26 protein-coding genes and 1 pseudogene are annotated in these 23,276 nt (G+C 71.2%); 18 read left to right on the top strand and 9 right to left on the bottom strand.

Features of this window, described 5'->3' with window-relative positions; all coding sequences use genetic code 11:
* Positions 1 to 65 precede the first annotated feature (65 nt).
* Positions 66 to 671, top strand: a complete 606-nt coding sequence (locus tag BLT28_RS10170; protein WP_052408060.1) for a TetR family transcriptional regulator — start codon at positions 66 to 68, stop codon at positions 669 to 671.
* Between the two features lies 1 nt (position 672).
* Here the strand turns inward: BLT28_RS10170 and BLT28_RS10165 are convergent, their stop codons facing one another.
* Complete coding sequence (locus tag BLT28_RS10165) at positions 673 to 1,011, bottom strand: hypothetical protein (RefSeq protein WP_030432876.1); 339 nt, start codon at positions 1,009 to 1,011, stop codon at positions 673 to 675.
* Between the two features lie 169 nt (positions 1,012 to 1,180).
* Between BLT28_RS10165 and BLT28_RS10160 the strand changes: the two genes are divergently transcribed.
* Positions 1,181 to 1,585 carry a hypothetical protein gene (locus tag BLT28_RS10160; RefSeq protein WP_030432877.1) on the top strand — a complete coding sequence of 135 codons (405 nt, stop codon included), beginning with the start codon at positions 1,181 to 1,183 and terminating at the stop codon, positions 1,583 to 1,585.
* Here the strand turns inward: BLT28_RS10160 and BLT28_RS39990 are convergent.
* Positions 1,534 to 1,725, bottom strand: coding sequence for a GNAT family N-acetyltransferase (locus BLT28_RS39990; RefSeq protein ID WP_156051697.1), 192 nt, complete (start codon positions 1,723 to 1,725; stop codon positions 1,534 to 1,536). The two genes, BLT28_RS10160 and BLT28_RS39990, sit on opposite strands and share 52 nt — an antisense overlap.
* Positions 1,726 to 2,008: 283 nt before the next feature.
* Here BLT28_RS39990 and BLT28_RS10155 point away from each other — a divergent pair, with 283 nt between their 5' ends.
* The 3 genes from BLT28_RS10155 to BLT28_RS42480 all read left to right on the top strand — a co-directional run bounded on the left by BLT28_RS10155 (position 2,009) and on the right by BLT28_RS42480 (position 4,533).
* Positions 2,009 to 2,929, top strand: coding sequence for a DUF5829 family protein (locus BLT28_RS10155; protein WP_030432878.1), 921 nt, complete (start codon positions 2,009 to 2,011; stop codon positions 2,927 to 2,929).
* 76 nt (positions 2,930 to 3,005) lie between these two features.
* The gene (locus BLT28_RS10150; RefSeq protein WP_030432879.1) at positions 3,006 to 4,226 is read left to right on the top strand and encodes a PP2C family protein-serine/threonine phosphatase; all 1,221 of its coding nucleotides are present in this window, start codon (positions 3,006 to 3,008) and stop codon (positions 4,224 to 4,226) included.
* A 175-nt stretch (positions 4,227 to 4,401) separates the two neighbouring features.
* A complete protein-coding gene (locus BLT28_RS42480) occupies positions 4,402 to 4,533 on the top strand; it encodes a VOC family protein (RefSeq protein ID WP_269459642.1) in 132 nt (43 codons plus the stop codon).
* Between the two features lie 7 nt (positions 4,534 to 4,540).
* On the opposite strand, the gene BLT28_RS10140 is transcribed toward BLT28_RS42480, so the two are convergent.
* Positions 4,541 to 5,425: a hypothetical protein gene (locus BLT28_RS10140; RefSeq protein ID WP_052408061.1), complete on the bottom strand. Its 885-nt coding sequence runs from the start codon at positions 5,423 to 5,425 to the stop codon at positions 4,541 to 4,543.
* 58 nt (positions 5,426 to 5,483) lie between these two features.
* The gene (locus tag BLT28_RS10135) at positions 5,484 to 6,791 is read right to left on the bottom strand and encodes an aspartate aminotransferase family protein (protein WP_030432881.1); all 1,308 of its coding nucleotides are present in this window, start codon (positions 6,789 to 6,791) and stop codon (positions 5,484 to 5,486) included.
* Positions 6,792 to 6,875: 84 nt separating this feature from the next.
* On the opposite strand from BLT28_RS10135, the gene BLT28_RS10130 reads away from it, so the two are divergent.
* Positions 6,876 to 7,772 (top strand): LysR substrate-binding domain-containing protein, encoded by an 897-nt coding sequence (locus BLT28_RS10130; protein WP_231950713.1) that lies wholly within the window; start codon positions 6,876 to 6,878, stop codon positions 7,770 to 7,772.
* A gap of 6 nt (positions 7,773 to 7,778) precedes the next feature.
* Here BLT28_RS10130 and BLT28_RS10125 read toward each other — a convergent pair whose 3' ends face one another.
* The gene (locus BLT28_RS10125; RefSeq protein WP_030432883.1) at positions 7,779 to 9,038 is read right to left on the bottom strand and encodes a serine/threonine-protein kinase; all 1,260 of its coding nucleotides are present in this window, start codon (positions 9,036 to 9,038) and stop codon (positions 7,779 to 7,781) included.
* Between the two features lie 127 nt (positions 9,039 to 9,165).
* Here BLT28_RS10125 and BLT28_RS40875 point away from each other — a divergent pair, with 127 nt between their 5' ends.
* The 5 genes from BLT28_RS40875 to BLT28_RS10105 all read left to right on the top strand — a co-directional run bounded on the left by BLT28_RS40875 (position 9,166) and on the right by BLT28_RS10105 (position 11,568).
* Complete coding sequence (locus BLT28_RS40875; RefSeq protein ID WP_162184932.1) at positions 9,166 to 9,312, top strand: hypothetical protein; 147 nt, start codon at positions 9,166 to 9,168, stop codon at positions 9,310 to 9,312.
* Between the two features lie 78 nt (positions 9,313 to 9,390).
* Positions 9,391 to 9,639 (top strand): hypothetical protein, encoded by a 249-nt coding sequence (locus BLT28_RS40870; RefSeq protein ID WP_030432884.1) that lies wholly within the window; start codon positions 9,391 to 9,393, stop codon positions 9,637 to 9,639.
* A gap of 90 nt (positions 9,640 to 9,729) precedes the next feature.
* The gene (locus tag BLT28_RS10115) at positions 9,730 to 10,080 is read left to right on the top strand and encodes an ArsR/SmtB family transcription factor (RefSeq protein ID WP_030432885.1); all 351 of its coding nucleotides are present in this window, start codon (positions 9,730 to 9,732) and stop codon (positions 10,078 to 10,080) included.
* Positions 10,081 to 10,082: 2 nt separating this feature from the next.
* Positions 10,083 to 11,153, top strand: a complete 1,071-nt coding sequence (gene arsB, locus BLT28_RS10110; RefSeq protein WP_407638814.1) for an ACR3 family arsenite efflux transporter — start codon at positions 10,083 to 10,085, stop codon at positions 11,151 to 11,153.
* Positions 11,154 to 11,169: 16 nt separating this feature from the next.
* On the top strand, positions 11,170 to 11,568 hold the full coding sequence (locus tag BLT28_RS10105; RefSeq protein ID WP_030432887.1) for an arsenate reductase ArsC: 399 nt from the start codon (positions 11,170 to 11,172) through the stop codon (positions 11,566 to 11,568).
* Positions 11,569 to 11,726: 158 nt separating this feature from the next.
* Here BLT28_RS10105 and BLT28_RS10100 read toward each other — a convergent pair whose 3' ends face one another.
* Together BLT28_RS10100 and BLT28_RS10095 are read right to left on the bottom strand one after the other, a co-directional pair.
* Positions 11,727 to 12,767, bottom strand: coding sequence for a flavin-containing monooxygenase (locus BLT28_RS10100; RefSeq protein ID WP_030432888.1), 1,041 nt, complete (start codon positions 12,765 to 12,767; stop codon positions 11,727 to 11,729).
* Positions 12,764 to 14,104 carry an FAD-dependent oxidoreductase gene (locus tag BLT28_RS10095; RefSeq protein ID WP_030432889.1) on the bottom strand — a complete coding sequence of 447 codons (1,341 nt, stop codon included), beginning with the start codon at positions 14,102 to 14,104 and terminating at the stop codon, positions 12,764 to 12,766. Before BLT28_RS10095 ends, BLT28_RS10100 begins: the two co-directional genes overlap by 4 nt.
* A 99-nt stretch (positions 14,105 to 14,203) precedes the next feature.
* Here BLT28_RS10095 and BLT28_RS10090 point away from each other — a divergent pair, with 99 nt between their 5' ends.
* Positions 14,204 to 15,043, top strand: a complete 840-nt coding sequence (locus BLT28_RS10090; RefSeq protein ID WP_030432890.1) for a helix-turn-helix domain-containing GNAT family N-acetyltransferase — start codon at positions 14,204 to 14,206, stop codon at positions 15,041 to 15,043.
* Between the two features lie 7 nt (positions 15,044 to 15,050).
* On the opposite strand, the gene BLT28_RS10085 is transcribed toward BLT28_RS10090, so the two are convergent.
* Positions 15,051 to 15,650, bottom strand: coding sequence for a short chain dehydrogenase (locus BLT28_RS10085; protein WP_030432891.1), 600 nt, complete (start codon positions 15,648 to 15,650; stop codon positions 15,051 to 15,053).
* A gap of 69 nt (positions 15,651 to 15,719) precedes the next feature.
* On the opposite strand from BLT28_RS10085, the gene BLT28_RS10080 reads away from it, so the two are divergent.
* On the top strand, positions 15,720 to 16,700 hold the full coding sequence (locus BLT28_RS10080) for a LysR family transcriptional regulator (RefSeq protein ID WP_030432892.1): 981 nt from the start codon (positions 15,720 to 15,722) through the stop codon (positions 16,698 to 16,700).
* Between the two features lie 133 nt (positions 16,701 to 16,833).
* Here the strand turns inward: BLT28_RS10080 and BLT28_RS41790 are convergent.
* A pseudogene (locus BLT28_RS41790) lies at positions 16,834 to 17,889 on the bottom strand (FAD-dependent monooxygenase); the annotation flags it as partial.
* A gap of 46 nt (positions 17,890 to 17,935) precedes the next feature.
* On the opposite strand from BLT28_RS41790, the gene BLT28_RS10070 reads away from it, so the two are divergent.
* The 5 genes from BLT28_RS10070 to BLT28_RS10050 all read left to right on the top strand — a co-directional run bounded on the left by BLT28_RS10070 (position 17,936) and on the right by BLT28_RS10050 (position 23,263).
* Entirely contained in the window at positions 17,936 to 18,343 is a 408-nt protein-coding gene (locus BLT28_RS10070; RefSeq protein WP_043813712.1) for a MerR family transcriptional regulator, read from the top strand.
* Positions 18,340 to 18,903 carry a hypothetical protein gene (locus BLT28_RS10065; protein ID WP_030432895.1) on the top strand — a complete coding sequence of 188 codons (564 nt, stop codon included), beginning with the start codon at positions 18,340 to 18,342 and terminating at the stop codon, positions 18,901 to 18,903. Before BLT28_RS10070 ends, BLT28_RS10065 begins: the two co-directional genes overlap by 4 nt.
* Positions 18,904 to 18,923: 20 nt before the next feature.
* Positions 18,924 to 19,841 (top strand): alpha/beta hydrolase, encoded by a 918-nt coding sequence (locus tag BLT28_RS10060; RefSeq protein WP_052408062.1) that lies wholly within the window; start codon positions 18,924 to 18,926, stop codon positions 19,839 to 19,841.
* A 243-nt stretch (positions 19,842 to 20,084) separates the two neighbouring features.
* Positions 20,085 to 20,702 (top strand): esterase/lipase family protein, encoded by a 618-nt coding sequence (locus BLT28_RS10055; RefSeq protein WP_052408063.1) that lies wholly within the window; start codon positions 20,085 to 20,087, stop codon positions 20,700 to 20,702.
* Positions 20,699 to 23,263, top strand: a complete 2,565-nt coding sequence (locus BLT28_RS10050; protein ID WP_030432898.1) for a GH36-type glycosyl hydrolase domain-containing protein — start codon at positions 20,699 to 20,701, stop codon at positions 23,261 to 23,263. The genes BLT28_RS10055 and BLT28_RS10050 overlap by 4 nt, the downstream gene beginning before the upstream one ends.
* The last annotated feature ends 13 nt before the right edge of the window (positions 23,264 to 23,276 follow it).

Below are 23,276 nucleotides of genomic sequence, written 5' to 3'. Positions count from 1 at the left end.
AACGCGTGTTCAAACTGAGTATGAACACGTGCTCATACTGGGTGCAAGTCCCGTAGACTCGGCGCGTGCCCAGAGGTGTCGCCATCCCGGAGGTCCGGCAGCAGCTGTTCGCCGCCGTCGAGCGGGTGATCGCCCGGGACGGGCCGGGCAGGCTCAGCGGCCGCTCGGTCACGGCCGAGGCCGGTGTCGCGACCGGGCTGCTGCACGCGCACTTCGCCGACCTCGACGACTTCCTGGCCGCCTATGCCGTCGACCGCGCCTTCCTGGTCTCCGCGGGAGCCGGGGCGCTGGCGGACCGGTCCGGAAAGGGGAGCGTCGTGGACAACCTCTGCGACGCGATCACCGCGACGCCGCTGCCCGCTGTCGGCACGCTGGTCAAACTCCTTGTCGCACGGCCGGAACTGGCCGGGCGCGTGCAGGCCGTGCTCGGCGATCGGACGGCCGGTCTCGGCGCCGTCGAGCACGCCGCCGCGGCCTACCTCGCGGCCGAACAGCGGCTGGGCAGGATCGCCGCCACGGCCGAGCCGGAGGCGCTGGCCCTCGCGCTCGTCGGTGCGTTCCACCACCTGGTGCTCACCGGAGCGGCCGACGTCCGCGCGCGGCTCCAGGCCGTGATCACCGCTCTGGTCGGCTACAAGAGGTCGAACACGTTGGGCAGCCCCAAGCCGTAGTTCACGCCGTCATGAACCTTGAGCAGTTCGAACTCCGGCGGCCGGTACAGCGTCCGGACGCGTCGAGCAGGGCGTTGACCGCCTCCCGCGCTGCCTCGTTGGCGCCCTCCATGGTGGCCAGGTCGATGTCGTTGCGCACGTAGTCGGCGGCGAGGAAGTAGTTGGCGATCCGCGTCTTCGCGGTGGGCGGTTGGCCCAGGTGCCGACCGGGTGGATCAGCAGCGGCTCGTCGTTCCTGGTCCGCCGGCAGCTCCGGCATGATCAGCCGACAGCGCCCGGCCAGCTCCGCGAGGGGATCGCGCAGGTAGCTGTGGTCCCAGTCGGGGCAGCCGTGGACCACCAGCAGCGTCCCGTCCCGGGGCCCTCGGTGCGCGCGACGAACAGCGCCACCTCGGGATCGGTGGCCACCCCCACGACGTCCTCGGCGAACACCCGGCCAGTCTCCCATGATCACGATCTTTGCCGGGTGGTCTTGCCTCGCCGGAGGCCGAGCCGCTTCACTGGCAGGCATGCGACGATCCCGCCTGCCGATCCCGGCGGCGTTCGGCTTCCCGCTCGGCGCGGCGCTCGCACTGCTGGTGACCGGCGTGCTCGCCACCATCGAAGCGGCACCGTTGTCGTTCCTGGCGATGGTCGTCATCGTGGACAGCATCGCCGTGCTGTCGACATACCGGGCCGCCCTGCCCACCGCCGCCGTCTGCTGGGCGCTGCACAGCACGTTCCTGATCGGCGAGTACGGCGTGCTCACCCTCAGCGCCGAGACCGGCAACAACGCGCTCGTGCTGACCCTGTGCGCCATCACCGCCTTGGCGTTCGCGTCGGCGTTGCGCCCCGGCTACAAGCTCCTGCACCGGCACTGGTATCACCCGAGGACCTGGCGGATACCCGAGCAGCGCACCAGGTCGAGGTGGTAGCGGTCGTAGTCGTCGAAGCTCGCCACGCGGCTGAACCCGAGGCGTAGCAGGACGGCCACGCTCCTGGCGTTGCCGTGGGCGACCCCGGCGAACAGGTCCGTCGCGGCGAGGTGCGCACGGCGATCGTCGCGACGCCCCACGCGTTCTCGGCGAGCAGATAGCCGAGCCCGTACTTCGGCGACTCGCCCAGCACGAGGGTGACGCTGCCGACCAGGACTCCCGCCTCGTGGATGCCGAAGTCGAGCGAGGGATCACCGGCGGCGAAGGCGGCGCCGTCGGAAGGCTCGAAGGACCGCGGCACCAGGTCCGTCACGGCTCGTCATCAGTTCCGCGTCCCCGTGCTGCGGTCCGTCTTGCCGGCAGGCAGGTCGTTTCGGGGAAAACGGCGATGAGCGCGACCTCTGCCTGCTTATGCTCGCCCGCATGGTGATTCGTCGGATGTCGCGGACGTTCGTGGTCGTGGCCGCAGCCCTCGCGCTCTCCCTCGTCGGGAGCCTCGCGAGCGCGGCCGTCGCAGGTCGGCAGTTGCTGTTCTCCAACCACGCCTACGGGGTGTTTGACCGCGAGACCGCCGACGCGGTCGAGCATTCGGCGTACCTGCGCACCTTCGCGAACTTCCAGGTGCGCACCACCACCGGCGCGGGCGGATCGAAGTGGACCGGTCGCTACCTGATGGGCCGGGAAACCTACCTCGAGGTGTTCGGCGTCGGTGACCTGCCCGGTCAGGACGGGACCATCGGACGCGCCGGGCTGGCCGTGTCGGCCGAGCGCGCGGGTGACCTGCCGACGGTGCTGAACCGCTTGCGGGAACAGGGAATCACCGATCCGGTGGTGTTCAGGCAGACCCGGGACTTCGGCGACGGCGTGCCGGTTCCGTGGTTCGACGGCGTCTTCACCAGCGCCCAGTACGACGCGTTCGGCGCCTGGGGGATGGAGTACCGGCCCGAGTACTTCGCCGACCCGCGGAGCAAGACCGAACCGGCCGCTTTCCCCGGTGACGTCGGAAGGGAGCGCTACCTCTCCGACGACTACGAGAAGCACCTCCTGCGGGACGTGACCGGCATCCGGATCGCGATCACCGAACGCGATCTCGCCAACACCGTGCCGCTGCTGCGGGCAGGAGGCTTCGTCCCGCACCCCGTCGCGGGCGGCGGCATCGTCGCGCAGCGTGGCGGGACCACGATCCGGCTCGATGTCGCCCCGCGGGAAGAGGTGGGCCTGCGCCAGGTGGACATGTCCCTCAACCGCGCCGTCGCACACCGCCACGAGGAGCGGCTCGGCCGGTCCACGCTCGCTGTCGGCCCCGGCCCGCGCGCCGTCTGGACGTTCGACCCGAGGCGCTGAGCGGGACTCGTGTGGCCCGCCCGCCCGGTCGTGCTGTTGACTCTGTGCCTACGGCGGACGGGGACGGAGCAGGCGGATGGGCGATACCCGAAGCTCAGGCATGCGGTTGCGCGTGTTGGAGACGATCACCGACAGCGCGCTCAGGGAGCTCGAGCTGGAGAAGCTCTTCGACGTCCTGCTGCCCCGGGTGCGTGCGCTGTTCGAGGTCGACACCATCACCGTCCTGCTGGTGGACCACAGCGGTGAGCAGCTGGTGGCGCGGGCCACCTGCGGTCTGGAGGAGGAGGTCTTCCAGGGCGTGCGGATCCGGATCGGCGCGGGCTTCGCCGGCCGGGTCGCGGCGCTCCGGGAGCCGGTGCGGATCGAGCACGTCGACAGGTCCACGGTGGTCAACCCGCTGCTGTGGGAGCGGGGCCTGAGGGTCCTGCTCGGCGTGCCGATGGTGGCTCACCAGGGTGAGCTCACCGGCGTGCTGCACGTCGGCAGCACGGTGCCGCGCGAGTTCACCGACGAGGAGATCGACCTGCTGCAGCTCGTCGCGGACCGGCTGGCGATGGCGGCGCACGCCTCCCGGGCGCGGTCGGAACAGGCCGCGGCGGCCATGCTCCAGGACAGCCTCCTGCCCTCGCGCCTTCCGGTCTTCGAGGGCTGGCAGATGGCCGCGCGCTACGTGCCGGGTTCGGGCAGCAGCGTCGGCGGGGACTGGTACGACGTGTTCGACCTCCCCGACGGGCGCATCGGCCTGGTGATCGGCGACGTGGTGGGCAGCGGCCTGCCCGCCGCGATCGTGATGGGCCGCCTGCGCAGCGCGCTGCGCGCCTACGCGCTGGAGTTCAGCGACCCGGCGGTCGTGCTCGGCAAGCTCGACCGCAAGGCGAGCCACTTCGAGGACCGCACGATGGCCACGGTCACCTACGCGGTCATCGACCCGGTGTCCGGGCGCGTGGAGCTGGCCCTGGCCGGTCACCTCCCGGCGGTGCTCGCCCAGCCCGGGCAGGACACCGGGTTCGTCGAGGCCAAGGTGGGCCCGCCGGTCGGCTACAACCTGGCGGTCACCGGTCGCGAGGGCGCCGTGGTCGACCTGCCGCCCGGCGGGCTGATCGTGCTGTACACCGACGGGCTGGTGGAGCGGCGCGGGGTGGACCTGGACAGCCGTCTGGAGCTGCTGCGCGGTGCCGTGTCCACGGCGCCCGCGGAGGACACCTGCGCCCGGATCATGGCGTCGCTTGTCGGGGACCGGGCCTCTACCGACGACGTCGCGGTGCTGGTCGTCCGCCGTGAACCGGAGGACGGCTGACCCGTCAGGAATCGAGAAGCACCCGCACCCGGCGGCGCCCAGCGTCTGCGGGCGTGGACATCACGTTGCAGGTCAGCACCATCATGTCGGGCGTCAAGGACGTCGAGCGCGCCAAGAAGTTCTCCGTGGAGGGCCTGGGGTGCGCCCTCCAGCAGGACCACCCGGGCTTCGTCACGTGCGGTCTCGGCGAGGGCACGCCGCCGGTGGCACCGTGGTCAACGCCGCCGTCGCCGCCGACTGGGGCGGGTGCTCCGGCTATTTCAGCGATCCCGACGGGTACCTGTGGAAGGTCGCCACCGCCTCCTGAGCGGGCGCTAGGGCACGAGGCGGCGGAACACCTCGGCGAACCCGCCGTCCACGTGCACCTCGATCGTCTTCTCCTGCTCGTCGTGCTTGGTCAGCTGCTGGAAGACGCCGTTGTCCCACCAGTAGACGTACGGGCTGATGGGACCGACCTCGTCGGCGAAGCCGTTGAGCGCCAAGCTCGCCATGGCGTTGAGCGACTCGATGATGCCGTGGTCGCGCGGCACGTGGTAGAGCAGCTGGTTGCGGAACGGCATCGCGACCAGCACTCCGTTGGGCAGGTCCTGCTCACCCGTGGTGCGCCGGATCACGTCGTCGAGGACGAGGGCGGTCGATGCCATGTACACCGAGCCCATCAGGATCTGCACGCCGTCGTAGACCGTGTGCTGATCGGGCGTCACCTGGCGCAGATTGCGCAGACCCGCCTCGCGCAGGACGTCCAGCCCGTGCCGCTCGACGCGGTCGTCGTTGAACATCGACACGGTGTCCGGCAGGTCCAGTGCCAGCAGCTCGCGCACGCCGGGGAAGGGCTCGCGCGCGTAGCTCAGCCAGTCGACCGGCGGTAACCCCGCGGCGTCGTAGAGCCGGAGGTAGGTGCGGTCGAGCAGGTCCGCAGTGGGCACGTCGAACTCGTCCGGCCCCCGCATCGCGGCCTGCATGGTCGAGATGTGGCGCTCGACCGCCGCCGGCCAGTCCTTCACCGGGAGGTCGCGGACGGTGCGGGACAACGAATCCAGGCCGTACTCGCTGTCGTCGGAGTCCACCACGTGATCGGCGTGCACCGTCACGTCGCGCCCGGCGCGGGTCATGGTGCTCTTCACGAGCACCCGCAGCATTCGCGCCTGGTTCACCGTCAACGCGGGCAGGGCCGGATCTCTGTCGTTGTTCTTCAGCACCCCGCGACCCTAGATCGACGGGCGTGTGCACATGGCCTTTTCGGCCACAATCGGAGTGTCAGGCGAACTCCGCGAGCGGTGCCTCGGTGAGCGCCTGGTCCAGGATCCGCAGTCCCTCGGCCAGTTCCTCCTCCGTGCTCGTCAGCGGCGGTGCGATGCGGAAGACCCCGCCCATGCCCGGCAGCTGGACGACGTTCATGTGCAGTCCCAGTTCGAGGCAGCGACGCGTCACCCAGCCGCCCAGCGCATCGGAGCCCCGCTTGGTCTCGCGGTCGATCACCAGCTCGATGCCCTGGAGCAGGCCGCGCCCCCGGACGTCACCGACGATCTCGTGCTTGGTGTGCAGCTTCTCCAGGCCCTCGCGCAGCTGGGCGCCGGAGGTCCGCACGCGCGCGGCCATGTCGTCGCGCTCCAGCACGTCGAGGACGGTGTTGCCGACCGCCGCGACGAGCGGATCGGAGACATGCGTGGTGTAGAAGAGGAATCCGCGTTCGTGCGCGCGTTCCTCGATCTCCGCACTGGTGATCACCGCGGCGAGGGGCAGGCCCGCGCCGAGGGTCTTGGAGAGCGTGAGGATGTCCGGCACGACGCCGGAGGACTGGAAGGCGTACCAGTCGCCGGTGCGGCACAGGCCGGTCTGCGCCTCGTCGAGGATGAGCAGCATCTCCCGTTCGCGGCACTTCGCCCGCAGCGCCGCGAGGTAGCCCTCCGGCGGGACGATCAGACCGCCGGAGCTGATGATCGGCTCGACGATGCACGCGGCGAGGCTGCCGACCGACTGGGCGTCGACGAGGTCGAAGGCGTGGTCCAGCTGGCGCCGCCAGTCCAGTTCACCGCCGGCGGTGAGGAAGTCCGGGCGGTAGGGGTTGGGTGTGGGGATCGCGATGTTGCCGGGCACCGCGGGGCCGTAGCCGTGGCGGCTCGCGCTGTAGGTGGCGTTCACCGCGGCCTGGGTCATGCCGTGCCAGGACCGGCTGAACGAGACGATCTCGAACTTGCCCGTCACCAGTTTGGCGAGGCGGATCGCGGCCTCGTTGGACTCCGCGCCGGTCGACAGCAGCAGGACCTTCTCCAGCGGCTCCGGCAGCGTCCCGGCGAGGCGCCGGGAGAGCTCGACCACCGGCCGGGAGAGCATGCCGCTGTAGAGGTGGTCGAGCCTGGCGACGCCCTCGCGCACGGTGGCGACGATCTCCGGGTGACCGTGGCCGAGGATCGCGCTCATCTGCCCCGAGGTGAAGTCCAGGATGCGCCGCCCGTCCTCGGTGACCACGTGGCTGCCCTCGGCCCGGTCGATGATCTCCGGGGTGAAGCCGCCGCCGTAGCGGAGGACGTGGCGGTCGACATCCGCCCAGAACGTGTTCGCCATGCGCCTCACGCTAGGTCGAGCCGACCGTGCGGGTCCATCGATGATTTATGCTTAGCCTGTTCGGAAGAGCCGAACATTCCGGAGGTGCGAGTGCTCAGCCCGTGGCGCCTGCGCCTGCTGGTCCAGCTGGAGAGCCTGGGCACCATCCGCGCCGTCGCCGAGGCGCTGGCGATGAGCCCGTCCTCGGTGTCCCAGCAACTGTCCGTGCTGCAACAGGAAGCGCGCGCGACGCTGCTGGAGCAGCACGGGCGACGGGTGAGCCTGACGCCCGCCGGGCTGCGCCTGGCCGCGCACGCCCGGCAGATCCTGCGCTCGATCGAGGCGGCCGAGGCGGACCTGACCGAGCGCCGCACCGAGCCGGTCGGGGAGGTGCGCGTCGCCGCCTTCTCCAGCGCGCTGCGCGCGGTCGTCCTGCCCGTCGCGGCCGAGCTGAACCGCACGCATCCCCGGCTGCGGATCACCGTGACCGAGCTGGAGCCGCACGAGAGCCTGCGGATGCTGCGACGTGGCGAGGTCGACCTCGCCGTGGTCTACGACTTCGCCGACGGCTGGCTTCCCGTCGATCCGCAGGTGCGGTACGTGCCGCTGGGCAGCGACCCGGTCGTTCTCGTTCTGCCGCAAGGACATCCGCGCGCCGAGGAGGACGTACTGGAACTCGGCTCGATGGCGGGGGAGCGGTGGGTGATGGACCGGCCCGCGTGCTACCTGTCGGACCTGGTGCTCAGGCGCTGCCGCCAAGCCGGGTTCGAGCCGGAGATCGCCGGGCACTACGGAAGCTATCCGCTGCTGCTCGACCACGTCCGTCTCGGACTGGCCGTCGCGGCGCTTCCGGCGCTGGCCGTGGACGAGCGCGACGGCGTGGTGGTCCGGCCGATCACACCCGGTCTGACCAGGATCATCCGCGCCGCACTCCCCGCGGGTCCGACCCCTGCCGCCGCGGTCGAGGTCGTCCTGGACCGGTTTCGCGGCCACGGCGTCTGAGCCCGATCAAGGCTCTCGTCCGGGTCCCCCCTTGTCCCCCGGCCCCGGCCGCTTGCCGCCGCCGTCACCGCCCTTGCCGCCGTTGTCCGGAGGGTTCTTCGGCGGCTTCCTGTCCTTGGGCTGTTGCGGCTGGGGTTGCGGAACCAACACGACTTCGCGGGTGATCGGGGCCGGTGGCTGTCCGGTGATCGGCGGGCCGGGCGGTGCGGGCTGGAGGGGCCGGGTGCTCGGTACCGCCGGAGGCGCCTGCGGTGGAACCGTTGTCGTCGTGGGCTCGCCGGCCTTGCCGTTCTCCGAGCGCGGCGATCCGGCGTCCAGCACGCTGGCAGGGAACAGCAGCACCGCCGCGGCGATCGCCGCTCCACCCGCGACGAGGTAGGCGGGCCGGACGCGCCGGCGCCGGGTGATCCGTTCGGTGATCCGTTCGGTGATCGGCTCGGGAGTGGTGACCGGTGGGATCGTGACCTCCGGGGCCTCGCCCGCCGCCGCCGCGCGCAGCAGTTCCGCGCAGCTCGCGGCCGTCGGCCGCCGTGCGGGGTCCTCGGAGAGCATCGCCTTGAGAACCGCGGCGACGCCATCCGGGATCGTGTCCGGGATCTCCGGGGCGCGGTTGAGCTTGGCGACGGCAGCGGCCGACTCCGGCCCGTCGAACTCCACGCGCCCGGTCAGTGCTTCCAGCAGGACGAGCCCGAAGGCGTAGACGTCCGCCGCGGCCGTCGCCTGTGCGCCCTGGATCTGCTCGGGGGCGGTGTAGGCGATCGTGCCCAGGAACTGGCCGCCCTTGGTGAGCCGCCGGGCGCCCGAGGGCAGTGCGATGCCGAAGTCGGCGAGGTAGGGGACCTCGCCCTGCCCGAGCAGGATGTTCGAGGGCTTGATGTCGCGGTGCACGACGCCGCTGGCGTGGACGTGGGCGAGCGCCTGGGCGACCACGGCGCCGACCTCGCACACCCAGCTGGCCTCCAGGGCGCCCCAGTCCAGCTTGTCCGCCAGCGTCTTGCCCTCGATCAGCCGCATCACGAGGTAGTCCCGGCCGTTGTCCGTGCCCGCGTCGTAGACCGTGACGAGGTTCGGGTGGTGCAGCCCGGCCGACAGATGGCACTCGGCCAGGAACCGCGCGCGGTCCACCGAGCCAGAGCCACCTCGGAAGATCTTCACCGCGACGTCCCGGCCCAGAACGGTGTCGACGGCGCGGAAGACGTCCGCCATGCCGCCCTGGCCCAGCAGCATGCCGAGCTCGTAGCGGCCGTCCAGCGTGGTCAACGACATGAGGACGATGATGCCCTCGGCCCCGGCGTCTGAAACCTGTACTGCGGGCCCAGTTGGTTGGCCCGTTCGGACCAATCGCGGCCGCCCCGCTGCCTTCTTCGACCTGCGTGTTCGCCCTGCCTTCCTCATGATCGCCCTCGTTGTCGCCTGCACCGCGACCACGGTCGAGCCCGTGGCCTCCGCCGCGGCCGAGGTCGAACAGGTGCTGCGGGCTGCGGGAGCCCGCGAGATCCGGCGGGGTGGCCCGGCGCCCCGGCCGCACGCTACGTCCTGACGCGCGGGCGATCGCGGCCAACGGCGAGGGCAAGGCGCTGGTGGTGATCTCCTCGACATCGGCACGAAGTTCCGCGACGTGGCCGTGCCCGTGCTGACGTGGGAGGCGTTCGTCCTCGACGATCTCGGGATGGCGCAGGACGTCGGCGAGACCTGGCGCACCGCGCGCGTCGGCGTCACCGACCCGGGCACGCCCTTCGCCGCGGTGCTGACCGGTGAGCCCACCGTCTACAAAGGACTCAACCCGGTGAGGTGGGGGGTACCCGGGGCGGCCTGTTCCTCAGCGATGACGGGCTCGACCCCGGCGGCATCAGCGCGGAGGGGGTGAAGCTCTTCGACGGGGCCGTGCGCTGGCCGACCGCGTCCTGATCATGCTGAATCGATTGCCATCTAAATAGAGAGCTGTCAAAGTAGACGCATGTCGAAGCAGGCGGAGCCGTGCTCCACGTCGCTGGCGCGCGAGCCGCTGGGCGAGGACAACGCGGCCGACTTGGCGCGGATGTTCAAGGCCCTGGCGGACCCGGTGCGGTTGCGGTTGCTGTCGTTGATCGCCTCGCATGCCGGGGGTGAGGCGTGCGTGTGCGATCTGACCGACGCCTTCGAGTTGACCGGGCCGACGATCTCCCACCACCTGAAGGTGTTGCGCGAGGCCGGCCTGGTGACCGGCGAGCGGCGCGGCACGTGGGTGTACTACCGCGCGGCGGCCGAGGTGCTGGCCCGTTTGTCCGCCGTGCTGGTGCCCGGCGAGGATCGGGTGGTGTCGGCGTGAGCCTGGCCTCCGGCCCGGCTCCGGCCGTGCCCGCGCCGGGCAGGCTGTCGACGCTGGACCGGTTTCTGCCCGTGTGGATCGGCGCCGCGATGGCGGCGGGCCTGCTGGCCGGACGGTGGATCCCGGGACTGGACGTCGGGTTGAACGCGGTGACGGTCGACGGGATCTCGCTGCCGATCGCGATCGGCCTGCTGGTGATGATGTACCCGGTGCTGGCCAAGGTCCGGTACGACCGGCTCGGCGACGTCACCCGGGACCGGCGGCTGCTGTGGTCCTCACTGCTGCTGAACTGGGTGCTCGGCCCGGCGCTGATGTTCGGGCTCGCCTGGGCGCTGCTGCCGGACCTGCCCGCCTACCGGACCGGGCTGATCGTCGTCGGCCTGGCCCGGTGCATCGCCATGGTGGTCATCTGGAACGACCTGGCGTGCGGTGACCGGGAGGCCGCGGCGGTGCTGGTCGCGCTGAACTCGGTGTTCCAGGTGCTGGCCTTCGGCCTGCTGGGCTGGTTCTACCTGGCGGTGCTGCCCGGGTGGCTCGGGTTGCCGCAGAGCGATCTGGCGGTGTCGGGGTGGCAGATCGCCAAGAGCGTGCTGATCTTCCTCGGTATCCCGTTGCTGGCCGGGTACCTGACGCGCAGGCTGGGGGAGAAGGCCAGGGGCCGCGACTGGTACGAGACGAGGTTCCTGCCGAAGCTGGGCCCGGTCGCGCTGTACGGGTTGCTGTTCACCATCGTGGTGCTCTTCGCACTGCAAGGCGCGCAGATCACCAGCCGCCCGTTGGACGTCGCCCGGATCGCGCTGCCGCTGCTGGCCTACTTCGCCCTGATGTGGGCCGGTTCCTACGCCCTCGGCGCGGCACTGGGGCTGGGCTACGAGCGCACCACGACGCTGGCGTTCACCGCGGCGGGCAACAACTTCGAGCTGGCGATCGCGGTCGCCATCGCCACCTTCGGCGCCGCCAGCGGCCAGGCCCTCGCGGGGGTGGTCGGCCCGCTGATCGAGGTGCCCGTGCTCGTCGGCCTGGTCCATGTGTCGCTGGCGCTGCGCCGCCGTTTCACCACCGTGTCCCGCTGACGATCGAGGAGTCACCGTGTCCGCTGTTCCCGAGGTGCTGTTCGTCTGCGTGCACAACGCGGGGCGATCGCAGATGGCCGCCGCGCTGCTGCACCACCACGCCCAGGGCCGGGTGCTGGTCCGCTCGGCGGGCTCCGCCCCGGCGGAGTCGGTCAATCCCGCGGTGGTGGAGGTGATGGCCGAACTCGGCTTGGACCTGTCCGAGGAGTTCCCCAAGCGGTTGACCACGGAGGCCGTGCAGGCCGCCGACGTGGTGATCACGATGGGCTGCGGTGACGCGTGCCCGGTCTTCCCCGGCAAGCGCTACCTGGACTGGCAGCTGGAGGACCCGGCGGGCAAACCGGTGGAGCAGGTGCGGCCGATCCGGGACGAGATCGACCGCCGCGTGCAGCGGCTGCTGGCCGAACTCGCCTGATCGGCGGGGGCGGGCACCGCGCCGCGACTCACGAGTCGAACCAGCGGAGCCACATGGGCCAGCCAGTCGAGATGCCACTCGGCAAACGTCGCCGGTCGACGCGACGCCGAGGTGTTCCTCCGTTGACGCACTTCCAAGCGCCGCTTCAGTGCTGCGATCTAGGAGGTTCGGGCCAGCAGCCGGGACACCACGTAGCGGGCGTCGCGGCCGACGCCGCGCAGCGTTGCCAAGGCGAGGCTGCGTTGCCACTCCAGGCCGACGAAACCCAAGCCCGGGTGCGTGGTGGACAGGCCACGCCGTTGGTGTGGCCTGCCTTCGCCGTCGAGTGCGCCGAGAGCGGTGATGTAGGACAGGTCGGGGCGGTAGCCGGTGGCCAGGATGATCGTGTCCACGTGCTCGCGGCTTCCGTCGGGCCAAATGACCCGGGTGCCGTCGAGCGCGGTGAACAGCCGCCGCTGATCCGGCGCTCCGGCGGTCAGCGCCGCGCGGTAGCGACCGTGGTCGAGCACCGGCTGGTGCGGCGGGGTGCGCAGCAGGTGACCGACCGGAGCGCTGTCGATTCCCGTTGCTGTGGCCCAAAAATGCGCGTCCCGCCCGAGAGGGCGTTGGGGGACGAACCGGATGGGCTTGCGGGTGGCGAGGGTGACCTGGGCGTGGGCGGCGAGTTCGACGCCGATCTGCACGGCGGAGTTCCCCGCGCCGACGACCACGACCCGCTGCCCCGCGAACGGCGTGGGCTCCCGGTACTCGGAGGCGTGCAGAAGCTTGCCGGTGAAGGATTTCAGGTCCGGTCGATGAGGGCGGCCGAACGAGCCGGTGGCAGCGACCAGGACGCGCGTGCGCACTTCGGCGCCGTTGGTCAGTCGTACCCGAAAGCCTGGCCCGTCGTGGTGGACGGACTCGGCTCGGTGGCCGGTGCGGATGTCCACGGCGAGGTGCTTGGCGTAGCGGCGCAAGTAGTCCACAACCTCGTCGCGGTGCGGATAGTGCTCGGGATCACCGGGGAAGACCATGCCCGGCAGGCCGCTGAAACGGGCCGGGGAGAACAGGGTGAGGCTGTCGTAGTAGGACGGCCACGACCCCACCGCCTCCGGCCCGGCTTCCAGCACGACCGGTTCACGCCCGGTGTGGCGCAGGGCGTGGGCGGTGGCGAGCCCGGACGGCCCGCCACCGATCACGAGAGCGTCGACCTCGGTCACGAGCGCTGGCCCTGCACGGACAGCGTGAGGTCCTGGACACCGGCGGGTGTTCCGCAGCAGCCGCTGTTCCGGTTGGCGGCGGGCTCGTCGAAGACGCCGGAACCACCGCAGACCCCGGTCTCGGGCAACACCAGCTCCACGCGCTCGGCGGACTCGCGATCTCCGGCGAGCGCGGCGGCGATCGAGCGGACCTGCTCGTAACCGGTCAGCGCGAGGAAGGTCGGCGCGCGGCCGTAGCTCTTCATCCCGGCCAGGAACACGTTCGGCTCCGGGTGTGCCAGCTCCTTGACGCCGTGCGGGTAGACGGTGCCGCACGAATGCACGTTCGGGTCGATCAGCGGCGCCAGTCCCACAGGCGCCTGCAAGGTCGCGTCCAACGCGAGGCGCACCTCCGACAGCCACGACAGGTCAGGCCGGAATCCGGCCAGCACCACCACTTCGTCGACCGCTTCGACCTGCCGGCCCTCCGAGGACAGCAGCACCAGAAGGTCGTTCTCGTCCCGGGTGACGGACTCGGTGCGGAAGCCGGTGACGACGTGGATGTGCCCGGCTTCCACCGCAGCCTTCGCCCGCAAGCCCAGCGCGCCGCGCGCCGGAAGCTGATCGGCCTCGCCGCCACCGAAGACCGCTCCGACCACGCCCCGTCGCAGCAGCCAGGTGATCCTCGTCGACGGGTCCCGCTCGGCGAGCCCGGCGAAGGCGACGAGCGCGGTCAGCGCCGAGTGACCGCTGCCCGCGACGACCACGTGCCTGCCCGCGTACCGCACGGCGGTCGCGGGATCGGTCAGGTCGGGGACGCGATAGGCGATCCGGTCCGCCGCCTCCGCCTCGCCGATCGCGGGGAGACCTTCCCCGCCAAGCGGATTGGGCGAGGTCCACGTGCCGGACGCGTCGATCACTCCGCGCGCGGTGATCCTTTCCTGGCGGCCGTCGCCGGTGCGGACGTGCACGGTCAGCGGCTCGGACTCGCGCCCGGCGTCGACCACGCGGTCCCGGCCGCGCCGTGCCAGGCCGACCACCTCGGCACCGAAGCGGATCCGATCTCCCAGCACCCGCGCGAGCGGCGCCAAGTACGACTCGACCCACTCCGCTCCGGTCGGATAGGCGTCTGCACGGGGCTGTTCCCAGCCCGCTGCCTCCAGCAACCGGCGCGCGGCCGGGGCGACAAGCTCCGACCAGCGGGAGAACAGCCGCACGTGGTGCCACTGCGCCACCGCAGCCCCCGCCCGCTCGTCCCGCTCCAGCACCAGTGGCTCCAGCCCCCGCTCGACCAGCTCCGCGGCGGCGGCCAAGCCCACCGGTCCCGCTCCGACCACCACGACGGGCACCACGTTCATCCCGGCACCTTTCATCGATCCAGCTCGATTGATGAGCCGCACAGTATCGACTCGGATCGATGGATGCAACCATCGATCCGAGTCGATACACTCGGCGCCATGCCGATCGCGCTGCCCCAGGCCCAGGTCCTGCCCGCCGCCGAGGCCGCAACCTACGCGGACTGGTTCGCCTGCCTCGCCGAGCCCGTCCGCGTCCGGCTGCTGCACGCCGTCGCCACCACCCCGCAGGGCGTCACGGTCGGCGCGCTCACCCAGATCCTGGGCACCAGCCAGTCCACGACCTCCCACCACGTGCGCAAGCTCGCCGACGTCGGCTTCGTCCGGCTCCGCAAGGAGGGCACGGCCACGATCGTCACGGTCAACGAGGCCTGCTGCGCCGGGCTGCCGCACGCCGCCGACGCCGTGATGGGACTGCTCGCCCCGCGACCCTGCTGCCCGGAGGACGTGCCCGCCGACATCACCGTCCGCGCCCTCGACCCCGGCGACTGGGCCGCGGTGCGCCGCATCTACGCCGAAGGCATCGCCACCGGGATGGCCACCTTCGAGACCGCCGTGCCCAGCCGCGCCAGCCTCGACGCGAAGTGGCTGCCCGGTCACCGCTGGGTCGCCGAGCGCGAGGGCGAGGTCGTCGGCTGGGCGGCCGCCAGCCCCGTCTCGGCCCGCGAGTGCTACTCCGGGGTCGCCGAAACCTCGGTCTACGTCGGCGACGGCCAGCGCGGCAGGGGCGTCGGCAAAGCCTTGCTGCGCAAGCAGGTTCTCGCCGCCGACGAAGCCGGGCTGTGGACCCTGCAGACCTCGATCTTCACCGAGAACCGCGCCAGCATCGCCCTGCACCACGCCGCCGGTTACCGCACTGTGGGCATCCGCGAACGCATCGGCCGGCTCAACGGGGTCTGGCACGACACGGTGCTGATCGAACGCCGTTCACCGGTCCGGTGAGCCGTGGTCAGGGGAGTTCGTAGACCTGGCCGGTCTGCGCGCCCTCCACGGAGCGGACGTAGGCCTGGGCGACGTCGGCGAGGTCCACGGGCGGCATCCCCGGGAAGTAGTCGCTGTAGTCGGCAAGGCTCTCGGTGAACACGGAGGGGCTGACGGCGTTGATGCGCTGCGGGGCGATCTCGATGGCCGCGGCGCGCACGAACGCCTCGACCGCGCCGTTGGCCATCGACGCCGCGGCGCCGGTCGGGACCGGTTCACGGCTGAGCACGCCGGTGATCAACGTGAAGGAGCCGCGCTCGGCGACGTGCGCGACGCCCTGGCGCACGAGGTCGATCTGGCTGACCACCTTGCCGCGGAAGGCCGCGAGGTAGTCCTGGGGTGCCAGGTCGGCGAGCGGCTTGAACGGAACGTCGCCCGCGGCGCTGACCACGGCGTCGACCGGGCCGGCCGCCGCGTAGAGCGCGGCCACCCCGGCCGGGTCGGTGATGTCGTGGCGCAGGTCTCCGGCGCTGCGTCCCACCGTGCGGACCTCGTGCCCGCGGCCGGTCAGGGTCTTGTGCACGGCCGCGCCGAGCTTCCCGGTCGCGCCGATCAACAGGATTCTCATGAGCCCGACGCTAGGACGGTCCCCGGCGGGAGTGAAATGCCGTCTGCGCGGTGTTTATGCTTGGCGGTTATGAATGTTGAGGTGCGTCACCTGCGGGCGCTCGCGGCGATCGGCGACGAGGGCACGATCACCGACGCGGCCATCGCGCTGCACGTCAGCCAGCCCGCGCTCTCGCGCACATTGGACCAGCTGGAGCGCCGTCTCGGTACGCGTCTGGTCGAACGCACCACGCGGAGCCTCGCACTGACCGCGGCGGGCAAACGCCTGTGGGAGCACGCGCACCGCATCCTCAACCAGCTCGACGACGCGCTCGCGGAGGCATCAGCCGACGCCGCGCCACGCCCTCTGCGCGCCGCGTTCGCGTGGGCGATGCTCGGCAAGCACACCGTGCCGCTGCTGCGAGCCTGGCGAGCGCGACGGCCGGACGTCCCGATCGAGGTGCGGCGCGTGGACGATCCCGAAGCATCGCTGCGCCGGGGCGAGGCCGACGTGGCCTTCCTGCGGACCGAGCCGAGCGGCGAGTTCGCCCGCCTCGCGTTGATGAGGGAGGAGCGGATGGTGGCCCTCCCCGAACACCACCCGCTGGCCGCGAAGGACTCCGTGCGCCTGGTGGACCTCGTCGACGAGTCCGTCGTGCTGTGCTCGACCGCGGCGACCTCCGGGGCCGAGCTGTGGCCGGAAACCGCGCGGCCGCACGTCTTCCAGGTCCCGGGCGTCTACGAGTGGCTGACCACTGTCGCCACCGGGGAAGCGGTCGGTGTGACCACCGAAGGCACCAGCCACAGCCACCCGCATCCCGGCGTCCAGTACCTCGCGCTCGCCGACGCCGATCCGGTGACCGTGCACCTCGCCTGGCCGGGCACCAGCGTCCATCCCGCGACCGCCGAGTTCCGCGAGCTGGTCCGGCGTCAGCTCACGCCGTCCACGCCACGATCCCGTCCGGGCGGATCAGGACCGGACCCTCGGCCAGCCGCCACCCCGAATCGTCCAAAGAGGACACTGTCTGCTCGGGGTCGAGCCAGCGATGGGGATATCGGGCGCCGACCGTGACACTGTCCACGAGGACGTCGGGGTACCCGTGGAACATCATCGCGCGCAGGTAGGCGTCCGCGATCGCCGCGGGCGGGTCTGTGAGCCGTTGCAGGTACGCCTCGTGCATGCGTCGCGACAGGTCCAGTGACGCTTCGGCGGCCGCGCGGCGTTCCGGCTCGTAGGTGTCCAAAAGAGACGGTTTGCTCTCGCCCTTGAGCACCGCGGCCAGCTTCCACGCGAGGTTGTGCCCGTCCTGGATGCCGGTGTTCATCCCGAGCCCTCCGGCCGAACTCTGCACGTGCGCGGCGTCGCCCGCCAGGAACGCCCGTCCGCGCCGGAACTCCGAGGCGATGCCGAGCGCCGCTGTCCACGCGTTGACCGCGTCCAGCCGGATCTCCGCGGTCGCGTCGCCGATCATCGCGCGGAGCAGGCGGATCGTGTCCTGTTCGGACAGCTCGGCGGGGCCTTCCGGTTTGCCGGGGTAGTCCATGATGTGCGAGGACCACTGGTCGCGGCCGTTCTTGGAGAAGATCGTGCCGTAGACCTGTTCGTTGCGGACGAAGCACAGGTTCGTCCCCCACTCGTCGACGATGTCGCCGAGGTCGGCCTGGTAGAACGCGGTGGTGAGGTGCCCGACCACCGTCCGATCCGGCATCGTGATGCCGAGCCGTTGGCGGACAGGGCTTCCCGCCCCGTCAGCGCCGATCAGGTAGTCGGCGGTGAGCTCCTCCTCCTGGCCCGTCTGCTCGTCGACGACCCGGGCGCTGACCGCGTCATCGTTCAGGGTGAAGTCGAGCAGCCGCACACCGAACCGGGTGTTCCCGCCGACGTGCCGCAGGAGGACGCGCTGGATCTCCCGCTGCGTGAGGGTGAGGCGCGCGTCGACCGGGCTGCACGTCTCCAACCGGCCGCTGTACTCCGGCGGCAGCTCGCTGAGGTGCAGGACGTTGCCCTTCGCGCTGTCCTTGTGCACCGTGCGCATGGGCGGAGCCGCCAGCCATCCCGCGGCGGCGAACTCCTCGCCCATGCCGATCGACCGGAAGATCTCCAGCGTGCGCAGGCTGGCGCCGGCGCGCGGCGGGGCGGTGGTCGGGTCGCGCTTGTCGATCACCAGGGCGCTCACGCCCCAATGCGCGAGGAACGCCGCGGTGGACAGTCCGACCGGTCCGGCGCCGACGACCAGGACCGGCACGTGTGTGGTTCGCATGCCGCCACCCTGTCCGCTCAAGTCGGCTTGAGTGCAAGATGTGCGCATGTACTCGATCAGCGTGGTGGCGAAGGCGTTCGGCGTGCCGATCTCCACGCTGCGCTACTACGACGAGCTCGGCCTGCTCGCCCCTGCGGAGCGCAGGGGCAACGTCCGCTACTACGGCCGCGGGGAGCTGGAGCGGCTGGCGTTGATCCAGCGGTTGCACCACCAGGGGCTGGTCAGCCTCGCCGACACGGCCGAGCTGCTGGGGGAGGGGGCGCGGGGCCGGGAGGTGCTGACCGCCGCCGCGGCCACGATCGCCGGCCGCATCGCCGAGCTGACCGGCGCCCATCGCCTGCTCGAACACCTGTTGACCTGTCCCAACGCCGACCCGGTCCGGGACTGCACCGTCATGCGCGCGGAGCTGGGTGAGATCATCGACGCAGCTCTGGCCGATCAGGAGACCTCGTGACACTGCCCGGATTCGACGCGCTGCTCGTGGAGCAGCCCTGGAGCGCCTCCCGTCACCTGTGGGGAACGCGCTACGAGTGCGCCGTCTACAGCGAGCAAGGCGCCCTGCTCGCGAACGTCGCCGAGCGCAAGAGGCTCGGGCCTCTGCGGAAAATGCTGCGCGCCACCGGTTTCTCCGGGCGCACGGTGTTCGATCTGGTCGTGGCGCAACAGGGATTTCCGTTGCTGTCCCTGCGGAAGGGGGCGGGGCGGCCGCCCCTGGAGGTCACGCGGCCGGACGGCTCCGCGATCGGATCGGTGCGGCAACTCCGGCGCGGTGCGTACGCGTTGCTCGATCCGGCAGGGCAGCAGCTGTGCCTGTTGCACGAGGTCGCGGCGTTCCGGCCGGGCGCGATCGGCAAGCGCGACGGGCGGAGGGTGCGCCGGGATTCCGTTCGGCTGCAACCGAATCTTCCGGAGCCCGTTCGGTCTCTGGCGCTGGCCGCGTGCGTCGCGTATGACGTGGTGCGGGGGATCGGAACGAACCACACCAGCGGTGCGTTCGACTTCCCCACCGCCTGAGTCGACTCCGGGAGGCACTGATGCGCCGTGCTTTCGGCATCGCCCTGCTCTTGCTGATGGCGTCCATGCACGGCGCCGCCGCCGAGTTGCCGCACGGAGGGCAGGTGCGGACCGCGTCGGCCCCTTCGCCGGCGCTCGGCGAGGACGTCCGCTACACCGTCTACCTGCCGCGCGGCTACGACCACGACAAGGCCCGGCGGTTTCCGGTGCTCTACCTGCTGCACGGGCGCGGGGACACGATGACGGCGTGGACGCGGGTCAAGCCGGAGCTGGATCGCATGATCGCTCGCCGCGAGATCCCGCCGGTGCTCGCGGTTCTGCCGGACGCGCCGTGGAGCAGTCGCGGCAACTACTACGTCGACTCCGCGCACACGGGAGGCCGCCCGGTCGAGACGGCGCTGACCCGCGATCTCGTGTCCCATGTCGACGGTGCATATAGGACGGTCCAGCAGCGCGACGGTCGCCTGATCGGAGGCTACTCGATGGGCGGAGCCGGAGCGCTTCGCTACGCGCTGGCCCACCAGGGCACATTCGGCAGCGCGGTGGTGCTCTCGCCCGCCGTCTACACGCCGCTGCCGCCCGCCGACTCCTCCGCGCGGGAGTTCGGCGCCTACGGCTCGGGCGACCGGCTCTTCGACGAGCAGGTCTACCGGAGGCTGAACTACCCGGCGCTGTTGCCCTTGCTGCGCAAGGATATTCCGACACGCCTCTACATCGCGGTCGGCGACGACGAGTGGCCGAACCCCGATCCGGCCGAGGCCCGGCACGACATCGACTTCGAGTCCGCGGCGCTCTACAACGCCGCGCGGCGCGGACCCGGGGTAACGGCGGAGTTGCGAATCGGCAACGGCGGCCACGACTGGAAGGTCTGGACCCCGGCCTTTGAAGACTCGTTGCGGCACTTCGCGCCGAATTTGCGAGCCGCATGCGGCTGTTGAGCAGCCTCGGTTGGGCCGATGGGCCGTGCCGGTGACACGCATTGTGCACGCACGATCACGGAGAGCACCATGATCTTGCGTCGGCTTACCGACTGATAAGTAGGTGAGCCGCCCTTGGGCGGAGGGGGCACGATGTCCGGGACAAGGTGGAGGATCGGTCGACTTCTTCTCGCAGCAGCGCTGGGCACGGCGTGGCTGACCGGCGGGCCGGCTCCGGGAGCGGTTGCCGCGCAACGAGAACCCGTGATCCTGGTGCACGGGTGGATGAGCAACTCGTGGTCGTTCCACGGCATGAGCGCCGTGCTGCGCGAGGCGGGCCACCCCGTCTACGCGATGGACCTGCCCGGCCAGGACAACCTGGTCAACGCGGTCGCGGTCGGGCGTCTGGTCGACGACGTCGTCGCCCGGCACGGCGGCAAGGTTCACCTGGTCGGGCACAGCATGGGCGGGCTGTCGACCAGGCACTACCTCAAGTTCCTCGGCGGAACCGCGCACGTGCGCCACTATGTGTCCATGGGCTCACCCCAGTACGGCAGCACCGACGCGTGCCTGCTCCCGGAGCTGCTGGGCGGGCAGATGTGCCACTCCAGCCGGTTCCTGGCCGGGCTCAACGCCGGGGACGACACGCCGGGGAGCGTGCGCTACACGACGATCCGGAGCACGCTGGACCGACCGGCGGAGGCCAACCGGTTGGACGGCGGGGCGTGCTTCCACGACATCCCCGGCGTGCCGCACGCGGACGAGCCCTCGTCACCGAAGTTCAGCGCGGCGGTCCTGGCCACCATCGGCGGCGTCTGCCCCGGCCGGTTCGTCGTGCTGCCACCATTGGCGGACAACGGGATCCGGAGGGGTACACGATGAACGAGGCCGAGCGCCACGGCGGGATCTTCGGCGACTGGACGGCGGACGAGGCGGGCCTGCCCGCGTTCGAGTACACCCTGGACCAGCGCTCCGATCCCCGTGCGGAATGGGACACCCGGCTGCACGGCCCGTCCCGGCTGCACTGGCACCAGCTCGGCAACGACCGGATCGTGGCGATCTCCACGAACGAGGGATGGACCCAGCTCTACTCCCACGAACGGGGGCCGCGCTGGATCAACAAGCACCGCGAGGCGGACGGCGCCTTCGCGGGCGGGGTGTCCTACCTGCGCGACGACGAGTCCGGCTCGGTGTGGTCGACCTTCTTCGCCGACCTTCCCGAGGAAGCCTTCGTTCGCCGTGTCTTCGGCTGCGGGTACTACCGGATCGTGGTGCGGCACGACGACATCGAGCTGGACCGCGTCGTGTTCGCGCCGTTCGGCGAGTCCCGGCTGCTGTGCTCCTACGTGGTGGTGCGCAACGTGGGTGAGACGACGCGGCGGCTGCGGCACGGCGAGTACTGGGACGTGTGGCTGCACAACCTCGACCTCGCCACGTTGGGGCTCAACCCCGAGAAGGCCAGGGAGATGACCTCCGCCCAGGCCTACAACGGCTACCGGGCGGACTGGGACGACTCGCTCGGCGGTCTGCTGGCGCGCCATCCCAAGGGGCGGTTGTCGCACGAGATCCCCTTCCCCGTGGGAAGAACCGCGCGCACGCAGCCCGACGTGGTCTGCGTCCCGATCGGGACGGGCGTCGACGGGTGGACGGCCGAGCGGGCCGCCGTGTTCGGCGACGGCGGGCGGGCCTGCCCGGACGGGCTGGTCGATCCGGCCCGTCAGGCGCATCCCGGCGGGCGCCGGCAGGAGGTGGCGTTCCTGCTCACCACCGACTTCGAGCTGGAGCCCGGTGCGGAACGGGTCCTCGGTTTCGGTTACGGCGCAACACCTCCTGTGGAGACCGCCGACGAAGTGAAGCGGCTGGGCGATGATCCCGCCGCGCTGTTCGAGTCGACCATGCAGGCCTGGCGCGCCGTGGTGCCGAAGGTGGACTTCGGGCGCGAGGGCTGGGTTTCCCGGGAACTCGCGTGGAGCGCCTACTACCTGCGGTCGGGCGCGACGTACCACCACGGGTTCCGCGCGCACACGTTGTCCCAGGGCGGTGCGTACCAGTACCTCGGCGGCTTCAACGCCGGGCCGCGCAGCACCATGCAGAACGCGCTGTCGCAGGTGTGGCTCGCCCCGGAGATCGCCGCCGACGCGGCGCGGTTCACGATGTCGGAGACCACGCCGGAGGGCGAGATCGCCTACGCCGAGGTGGGCACGGGCTCGTGGGAGCACATGCTGTGGTGCCCCTCCGACAACGACATGTGGTTGCTGTGGCTGATCTCCGAGTACGTGCTGGCCACCAGGGACCGGGCGTTCCTGCGGCAGTCCGTCTCGTACTGGCCCGCGCCCTACACCCGCCCCGAACCCGTGTGGGAGCACTGCCTCCGCGCGGTGCGGCACCTGCTCGACGACGTCGGGGCCGGCGAGCACGGGCTGATCAAGATCCGGCTCGGCGACTGGAACGACATGGTCGTCAGCGAGTCCGGCGTGCCCATCGACCGGGTCTGGGAGGAGGGCGAGAGCACGCTCAACACCGCGATGGCCGTGCACGTGCTGCGCCGGTTCGCCGAGCTGGCCGAGTTCGCGGGGGAGCCGCAGGCCGCCGCGGACGCGCGCGCCCGGGCGGAGGGCTTCGCCGAGGCCGTGCGCGCGTGCTGGCGTGGACGGCACCTCAACCGCGGCTGGACCTCGAGTGACACCGAGGTGGGGCACAGCGACCTCTTCCTTGAGCCGCAGCCGTGGGCGCTGATCACCGGCCTGCTCGACGAGGACCAGGCTTCCACACTGGTCGAGGAGATCACCACGAGGTGCGCGGACCCGTTGGCGGCACGGGTGTTCGCCGACGGCGGGGAGCAGCGGACGCCCACGGTCGGCGGCGGCCAGTGGTACGCGATCAACTCCACCCTCGCCTGGGGATTGTCCACTGTGGACCGCGCGCGGGGCTGGCAGGAGTTCCTGGCGAACACGCTCGCCCACCACGCCGAGACCTACCCGGAGATCTGGTTCGGTGTCTGGTCCGGCCCGGACAGCTACCTGCCGTCCAACGCCGACCGACCGGGGGAGACCTGGTCTTCGCCGCTCGGGTTCTCGATGCAGGCGTGGCCGGTGCAGATCCTGTTCGCCCACTCCGAGCCGTTGAACGCGGCGTTGTGGCTGGCCGGGATCGAGCCGACCGCGCGGGGTCTGCGGATCGCGCCGCTGCTGCCCTTCGAGGGCTGGAGCTGGGACGGCGGCCTGCTCGCCGTCTCCTACCACTCCGACGCCGTGCGCGGCGAGCTGGGCGCTCTGGCGGCCGAGGTCGTCGAGGTGGAGCTGGTCCTGCCGACGGGCCTGCGCGGAACCTCCTTGACGGTCACCGTCGACGGGGTGAAGACCACCGCGCGCCAGTCCGACGACACGGTCAGCTTCCGCCTCCCCGTGGGCCCCGGCCGCCGCACTCCTTTCGAGATCACCTAGGGCGGGCCCATCG

Source organism: Allokutzneria albata, assembly GCF_900103775.1.
Lineage (GTDB): Bacteria > Actinomycetota > Actinomycetes > Mycobacteriales > Pseudonocardiaceae > Allokutzneria > Allokutzneria albata.
Note: the sequence above shows the minus strand (reverse complement) of the source record. Positions and strands in the feature narration are given on the sequence as shown.

Coding starts and splice junctions, on each gene's coding strand:
- BLT28_RS10160 (WP_030432877.1), top strand. CDS start 1,181: ATGCGACGATCCCGCCTGCCGATCCCGGCGGCGTTCGGCTTCCCGCTC.
- BLT28_RS10155 (WP_030432878.1), top strand. CDS start 2,009: ATGGTGATTCGTCGGATGTCGCGGACGTTCGTGGTCGTGGCCGCAGCC.
- BLT28_RS10150 (WP_030432879.1), top strand. CDS start 3,006: ATGGGCGATACCCGAAGCTCAGGCATGCGGTTGCGCGTGTTGGAGACG.
- BLT28_RS10135 (WP_030432881.1), bottom strand. CDS start 6,791: ATGGCGAACACGTTCTGGGCGGATGTCGACCGCCACGTCCTCCGCTAC.
- BLT28_RS10125 (WP_030432883.1), bottom strand. CDS start 9,038: ATGTCGTTGACCACGCTGGACGGCCGCTACGAGCTCGGCATGCTGCTG.
- BLT28_RS40875 (WP_162184932.1), top strand. CDS start 9,166: ATGATCGCCCTCGTTGTCGCCTGCACCGCGACCACGGTCGAGCCCGTG.
- BLT28_RS10115 (WP_030432885.1), top strand. CDS start 9,730: ATGTCGAAGCAGGCGGAGCCGTGCTCCACGTCGCTGGCGCGCGAGCCG.
- BLT28_RS10095 (WP_030432889.1), bottom strand. CDS start 14,104: ATGAACGTGGTGCCCGTCGTGGTGGTCGGAGCGGGACCGGTGGGCTTG.
- BLT28_RS10090 (WP_030432890.1), top strand. CDS start 14,204: ATGCCGATCGCGCTGCCCCAGGCCCAGGTCCTGCCCGCCGCCGAGGCC.
- BLT28_RS10085 (WP_030432891.1), bottom strand. CDS start 15,650: ATGAGAATCCTGTTGATCGGCGCGACCGGGAAGCTCGGCGCGGCCGTG.
- BLT28_RS10080 (WP_030432892.1), top strand. CDS start 15,720: ATGAATGTTGAGGTGCGTCACCTGCGGGCGCTCGCGGCGATCGGCGAC.
- BLT28_RS10070 (WP_043813712.1), top strand. CDS start 17,936: ATGTACTCGATCAGCGTGGTGGCGAAGGCGTTCGGCGTGCCGATCTCC.
- BLT28_RS10060 (WP_052408062.1), top strand. CDS start 18,924: ATGCGCCGTGCTTTCGGCATCGCCCTGCTCTTGCTGATGGCGTCCATG.
- BLT28_RS10050 (WP_030432898.1), top strand. CDS start 20,699: ATGAACGAGGCCGAGCGCCACGGCGGGATCTTCGGCGACTGGACGGCG.